Origin of the sequence: Acetobacter estunensis (genome assembly GCF_011516945.1) — a bacterium.
GTDB classification, from domain to species: Bacteria; Pseudomonadota; Alphaproteobacteria; order Acetobacterales; family Acetobacteraceae; genus Acetobacter; species Acetobacter estunensis.
Genome location: NZ_WOTH01000071.1, coordinates 1 through 6835, shown reverse-complemented (window position 1 = coordinate 6835; position 6835 = coordinate 1). Strand labels below are relative to the sequence as shown.

The 6835-nt window shown below is 56.8% G+C and carries 6 protein-coding genes; 4 read left to right on the top strand and 2 right to left on the bottom strand.

Annotated elements, in window-relative coordinates; translation table 11 throughout:
* The coding region (locus tag GOB87_RS15965) for a transposase (RefSeq protein ID WP_166319024.1) at positions 1 to 153 on the bottom strand (153 nt) is incomplete at its 3' end.
* Positions 154 to 262: 109 nt separating this feature from the next.
* On the opposite strand from GOB87_RS15965, the gene GOB87_RS15960 reads away from it, so the two are divergent.
* Genes GOB87_RS15960 through GOB87_RS15945 form a run of 4 tightly spaced genes read left to right on the top strand, consistent with a single transcriptional unit; the run spans position 263 to position 6167 of the window.
* Positions 263 to 817 carry a glycosyltransferase gene (locus tag GOB87_RS15960; protein WP_166319021.1) on the top strand — a complete coding sequence of 185 codons (555 nt, stop codon included), beginning with the start codon at positions 263 to 265 and terminating at the stop codon, positions 815 to 817.
* A gap of 8 nt (positions 818 to 825) precedes the next feature.
* A complete protein-coding gene (locus GOB87_RS15955) occupies positions 826 to 2055 on the top strand; it encodes a polysaccharide pyruvyl transferase family protein (RefSeq protein ID WP_166319018.1) in 1230 nt (409 codons plus the stop codon).
* Positions 2056 to 2109: 54 nt separating this feature from the next.
* Positions 2110 to 3600: a carboxypeptidase M32 gene (locus GOB87_RS15950; protein WP_166319015.1), complete on the top strand. Its 1491-nt coding sequence runs from the start codon at positions 2110 to 2112 to the stop codon at positions 3598 to 3600.
* Positions 3597 to 6167, top strand: coding sequence for a glycosyltransferase (locus tag GOB87_RS15945; RefSeq protein WP_166319012.1), 2571 nt, complete (start codon positions 3597 to 3599; stop codon positions 6165 to 6167). Before GOB87_RS15950 ends, GOB87_RS15945 begins: the two co-directional genes overlap by 4 nt.
* A 4-nt stretch (positions 6168 to 6171) precedes the next feature.
* On the opposite strand, the gene GOB87_RS15940 is transcribed toward GOB87_RS15945, so the two are convergent.
* A partial coding sequence (locus GOB87_RS15940; protein WP_194303385.1) for a cation:proton antiporter domain-containing protein occupies positions 6172 to 6835 on the bottom strand: 664 nt, incomplete at its 5' end.

Sequence of the window (6835 nt, the reverse complement as noted above, 5' to 3'; positions counted from 1 at the left end):
TTCGATCGCCTGGCGCTTCCATTGGGCGATCATCGTCTGATGCACGCCATGTTTCGACGCCAACTCCGCCAGCGTCAGTTCCCCACGGATCGCCTCCAGGGCAACCCGTGACTTGAACTCTGCCGCATACCGTTTCCGCGTAACCTTGCCCATAAAACCCGTCCTCGTTCAGGCCAGATGATAGCTTACCGCTCTGTCCAAAAAATGGGGGCCACTTCTGTACGCCTGCGCTTCGGAGCATGCGCCTCTTCGGTCCGATGCGATGGCCCCACGCCGGCTTGTCTGGGCTTCTCGTCTGGATCGCCAGAAACGCCCCGACATTCTGCGACGGATCGCGCTGGAACTGTCCTCATCCAAAGACGCACCGGACATTCTCGTTTATGGCTCTTCCGTGCTGGATTCCTTCGATGTAGGTTTCTTCGTCGAGTGTCCCAATGTGACTTACATGGGAGCGTTCGCTGGTCTCGACAGCATCCCGTTCACCGATCAGGATGCTTTCCTTTACACGTCGCTGTTCGATGGCATGCCCAACATCATTCTGGAGGCCATCGAGAAGAAAGTGCCCATCATTTCGGTCAATGTCGGCGGCGTTTCGGAACTTTTGACCGAGGACACCGCTTTTCTGGTGCGGGAAACGGCGGACGATCGCGATCTGGTTCTGCGTTATGTCGAGCAGATCGAGAGATTCATGGACTGTTCGGCGGACGAGTTGCGCGAGAGAGTGGAAAGACTGTACGGGAAATATTCGCGTCAGCATGAGGCGCAGATATACGATAAAAAAGTCTCCGAAATATATTCAGTGTTTCACAAGGGCTGAGAGAAAGTATGACGTATCCGTCAGATGACGTTCGCACGACAGTCCGCGACGAAATAAAAGGCAATAAGACGCTCGTTGAGGGGCTGCGCGAGTTTGCGTCTCTTGGAGCGGGTTTCTACGCGGGATATGGCAATCTGGGCGATGCGCTGATCGCGCTTGGAACGCTGGATCTGTTTCGTGATCTCGGTTGTGATTTCCCGCGGATCAAGGGACGTGAACAGGCAACGCTCTCGGGCTACACCCATGTTGTCATGGGTGGAGGTGGCGGCTGGGTAAAAGGGTTATGGGAGACATATCTCGATCTGACCCTGTCTTTCCTAAAGGAAGGCGGCCGACTGATCATTCTGCCAAGCACTTTTTCCTCCTTCGGATCCGAATTTGTGCCCTATGCCGATCAGGTCACGATGTTCTGCCGTGAAGAGGAAAGTTACCGGCAACTCATTACACAGGGAATGCCAGAAGACCGTGTGTTTCTCTGTCATGATCTCGCGTTCTATTGCGATCCGGCGCATTTTTCTGGGTTGGATCTGTCAGGGCGCTATCCGGACATCGGTATTTTCCGCAATGATGAAGAGCGCCTTCTCAAAAACCGTGATCGTGCGAGCGTCGATCTCTCGCTCCTGATCAACGATATCCAGTGGATGGATGAGGCACAGTGCGCAGAACCTTTGCGTGCCGTGGCGGGGCTGATCGGTCAGTTCGATCATGTGCATACGGACCGGTTGCATATGGCTGTTCTCTCCACACAGCTCGGGCGTAATGTCGATGTTCGTCCGGGGATATATTTCAAGAACCGCGCAGTGTTCGATTACACCCTGCACCGGTTTCCCAACGTCACATTTCAGGAAGAAGAGACGGATTATACACCGTCCGAGCAGGGGATTCGGTTCAGCAACCAATTGCTGCGCGAGACGGTGCGTCGCCTGAATGCGGAGCAGCAGGCCGAACGGGAGCACACAGGCTCCATCCTGCGGCGCAACGATGCTCTTCTCAAACGTAACGATGCGCTGCTCAAACGGGTGGAGACGCTTCAGGTCGAACTTGAGCGAGAGAAGCAAACAGTGCGAGTGGATGAACAAAAAGAGGCACATATTCACGCGCTATCGGCTTTGGTGGAGGAGATGAGGAGTTCCTGGTTCCACCAGTTGAGCAAGAGATATTATGCGTTGTTCAGAATTCCGGTGCTGGGGAAGGTTCTTCATGGATTGCGCGGGATGATGGGCAGGCAACACCCATAAATCCTGCTGCGGATGTATTGTTTTTGATTCTTGTGATCTGCATGGAGTAGCGCAATGACCCCCATGGAAAAGCTTGAGCGGTGTTTTGCTCGTATTTCCGCGCTGAACGACGCGGTTGGCCTTCTTTCATGGGATCGGGATGTGATGATGCCAGCCGGTGCGGGAGAAAGACGCGCATCGGATCTCGCAACACTGGAAGGTCTCCGCCATGCACTTCTGACGGCGGAAGAAAATGCCGCTCTTCTCGTGGAAGCCGACCCCGGTGACGACCCATGGCGCAGGGCTAATCTGGCGGAGATGCGGCGTCAGCACGCGCGTGCTGTGGCCGTGCCGGGACGGCTGGTCGAGGCTCTGTCGGAGGCATGCTCCAAAGCGGAAATGACGTGGCGGGCCGCCCGGCAGGCGAGCGATTTCGCCGCGTTGCGTCCTGCGCTGGAAGAAGTGCTTGCCCTCACTCGTGAGCAGGCGGTTGCGATTGGAGAGGCTCTCGATCTTTCGCCCTATGATGCGCTGTTGGATGGTTTCGACCCCGGTATGCGCGAGGCCACGATCACACCAATTTTTGCGGTTCTTGCACAGAATCTACCGCCTCTGATGCAGAAGATATTGGCGCGTCAGGAAGGGCAGTCCAAGTCGGGTCATGCCGGGATAGCCCCTTACCCCTTGGCGTTGCAGGAAAAACTTGGGCGCACGATGATGGCGCGCGTAGGTTTCGACACACAATGCGGGCGTCTGGATGTCAGCGCGCACCCTTTCTGCGGTGGCGCGATCCGGGACGTACGCATTACCACCCGCTACGACGAAATGGATTTTCTGCCGGCTTTTCTTGGTGCCATGCACGAGACGGGTCACGCACTGTATGAGCAGGGGCTTCCAAAGGCATGGGAAGCGCAGCCGGTGGGAGCCGCCCGTGGCATGACGCTGCACGAGAGTCAGTCGCTTTTGCTGGAAATGCAGGTCACCCGTTCGGAAGCGTTTGCCAAATTTGCTGCTCCTCTCATGCAGAAGCTGTTCGGGGATAACGGAGACTGGAAAACCGAGACGCTGCACCGTCAGATGACACAGGTGAAGGCCGGGTTTATCCGGGTGGATGCCGATGAGGTGACATATCCGGCCCATATCATTGCCCGTTACGATCTTGAACGCGCCATGATCGGAGGGCAACTCGCTGTGCGTGATTTGCCCGAGGCCTTCAATGCGCGGATTAAGGAACTGTTGGGAATAGACGTTCCCGAAGACCGGCTCGGTTGTCTTCAGGACATTCACTGGCCGTTGGGATTATGGGGATATTTTCCGTGTTACGCGCTGGGTGCGCTGACGGCTGCCCAACTCTATGAGGCGGCCGGACGTGCTGTGCCGGGGCTGGAGGCCGAGATCGGCACAGGGAATCTGGCCCCCTTGCTGGGCTGGCTGCGTGAGAAAGTGCATGCGCGGGCAAGTTCCGTATCCACCATGCGCATCATTGAAGACGCGACGGGTCGTCCGCTCGGGGCGGAGGCCTATCTTGCCCATATCCGTCGCCGCTATCTGGATGAGGTTGCGTGAAAGACGGCTTTTCTCCCGATCGACTGGATGCCGCGCAGCTTTTGCATGAGGTGGATCGGAAGAAGGTGGAAGGCATCCGTCGGGCACGGGAATTGTTCGAGGCGCGCCAGAGAGTTGAGGGTCTTGAAAAGGCAAACTCTATTCTGGAGCCGTCCTGCGCGGAACTCTCGGCGCGCGTGGACGAACTGGAAGTGTTTCGGCAGCGCTATGAAGAGATTGCCAACAGCACCACATGGCGGCTGACACGCCCGGTTCGATGGGCGCTTGAACGGTTTGCCAGTATCCGTCGAAGGGCAAAGAGGCTTGGAGCACGCGCTTCTGTTACGGTGGAGGCGCCCGTTCCAGCCGGACCTGCCATCGACGTGACCGCGTGCGATCCGAAAATGCTGGAAGACGTCGCGCAGGGCATCGACCTTGCCTATTACCAGAAACAGCTTGGACCGTGGGAAGCGACCCTCGATCACAGGATGGCCGCGGCGCATTACCTGACGCTTGGTCGGACAGAATATCTGGACCCGCATCCTGACTTTGTCACACGTCATTATCTGTTTCTACATGAGGATGTTCGCAGGGCAGGGATCGACCCTTTCTGGCACTGGCTGGTGTATGGCCGCAAGGAAGGCCGTGTGGCGCTCCCGCATGTCCGACGGGTGGCACAGCGTGAGTACAAGCCCCTCGTCAGCGCGGTGATCGTGGGAATTGTCGATCCAGAAACGCTTGAACGTCAGATCGGATCGATCCGCAACCAGACCTATAGCGAACTTGAAATTCTCGTTGTGGATACGGAAGAGAATGTCACGACCTGCCGTCGCGATGATGATGTCCGTGTCATCTCATGCCCGAAAGAAAGTGAGGATATTTCTCTGTGGCAGGTAGCTTTCAGAGAGGCGCAAGGAGATATCATCTGGCTTCGGGAGCATGATGTGCAGCCGGAGGCCAATTTTGTTGAACGTCTGGTGCGTCATTTTGCCGATACCAGTGTGCAGGTGGCATTCGGAAGCTCTTCGGCTGGAGAGAGTGATGTAGCTCCTGTTATCCGGTCGGCGGGAGAGTGGTTTACGACGTCGTTTGCTGAAGCCGATCTTGCGCCGGAAATCGATGGATGTCTGATGCGTCGCCATCAGGTGGACCAAAGGGTCTGGCAAACGATCGTATCTCTGCACACTGGGAAAACATGGTTCTTTCTTGCCGAACTGATGGCGGGAGGACAGCTTGTACTGGATGCTTCGACAGGTATTTCCTGTGAGGCAGCACGCGCCACTCCAGCGCAACTGCCTGATTTTTACAAAGAATATCAGTTTCTGATTGCACATCTGTGCAGAAAATGGGGTATCCCGGAGACTGAGGTGCGTCGTCTTGCCGAGCGCTTGCGCGAGATGTTTGAAAGCGCCTCGACCGGATCCGATGTGTTCGAAGACGTTTTCGATCTCGATGCCATTCTGCGCGTCCAACACGAACCACGTCATATCGTCTTCAATGTTCTCGGATTTATGCTTGGGGGAGGCGAGCTTTTCCCCATTGCACTGGCGAACGGATTGCTCCGGCAGGGCTATATGGTATCGTTTCTGGTGCTGGATGATACGCGCACGGACCCGGATGTCCTTGCGTTGCTGGACAGAGCCATTCCTATCTATTCAATGTTTGAGGCGAAAGAGGTCGGTGTCTGGCGGTTCATTCTCGACATTCATGCGGACCTGATCCACTCCCATATCTGTCTGAGCGATCTGCCTTTCTTCCCCGACGACAGGACGCTGACAGTGGTGCCCTATATCGTGACGCTGCACGGTTCATACGAATGTGTCACGCTTGGAGAAGACATGCTCGCCCGGCTGCGGCGCGATGTCACTCTGTGGGTTTATCTGGCGGAGAAAAATCTCGCACATCTACGTGGGCTGGATGGCAGCGTGCCATGCGGGGATATCGTTCATATCCCGAACGGCATGACGCTGGATCGGCGTCCCTTTCCGCTCACGCGCGAGCAACTCGGGATTGGCCCGGAAGACTTCATTGTGGCGGTCGCAAGCCGTGCCATTCCGGAAAAAGGCTGGGTGCAGGCGGCTCAGGCCATTGAGCAGCTCAATAAGGAAGATCCTCCGCGCCGGGTACATCTTCTTCTATGCGGCACGGGCGATTGTTATGAGCAGTATCGTGAAGAACTCGGCCGTCTGCCGAATATTCATCTGCTGGGCTATCAGGATTGCATCAACGGTCTTTATCGCATGGCCGATTGCATGCTTCTGCCCACCCGTTTTCCCGGTGAGTCCTTTCCGCTGACGCTCATTCAGGCGCTTCAGGTGGGAACGCCCGCCATCGCGACGGATGTGGGCATGGTGCGATCCATGATGACGGCGGATGACGGCGGATTGGCTGGCGAACTCCTTCCGCTCGACGCAGACGATGCCACATTCGAGAACGCTATCATCGCCGCAATCAGGGAGATGATGGACGACGCAAAGCGGGCCGAGTTTGCAAGACATGCGCGGGCCTGTGGCCAGCGTTATGGCATGGACCGGGTGGTGGCAGCCTATGACCGGGTTTATCGGCGCTTTCTGGATGTGGAAGCGTAAGCCGTCATGCCTTGTTTCCGAGTTCGGGATAGAGGTAATGCACCACACGTTCCATCGTGAGCCCTTGGGCGAAGATCGTGAATACGACAACGCCATAGCAGATCGGCAGAAGCGTATCGCGCAAGGCTCCTTCGGGAAGGCTGAGGGCCAGTGCCACGGAAATGCCTCCCCGTAATCCTCCCCATGTCAGGATACTGAGCAGCCGTCCGCGATCTTTTCCCGGATGAAGATGCATAGGCACGGTCGATAGGAAAACGCTCAGACCGCGTGCCAGCACAGCCAGAGGGATAATGGCCAGTGTCAGGATGCAGTTCGACCATGTTGGCGTAATGGCGAAGATGACCAGTCCGATGAGGAGAAAGAGAAGAGCATTGAAGACTTCGTCGATCAGGGTCCAGAACGTCTGAAGTTCTTCGCGGGAATGGCCAGCAATGTAGGTGCGGCCGCGGACAGACCCGAGACTCATGCCGGCCGCCACGACTGCAATGGGGCCGGACATGCCCAGCGTATGCGCCAGTCCATATGTGCCGGTGGCGAGCGCCAGCGATGCCAGAAGGTTGAGGTGGTCCCGTCCGTTCGGACAGTTTTGCGGGCTTGATAAGCTATACCCGGTTGTTGTTATGCCGCCCTTCTGACGGCGTTGCTGTTGGCCATCTGGTCCGGGGTTA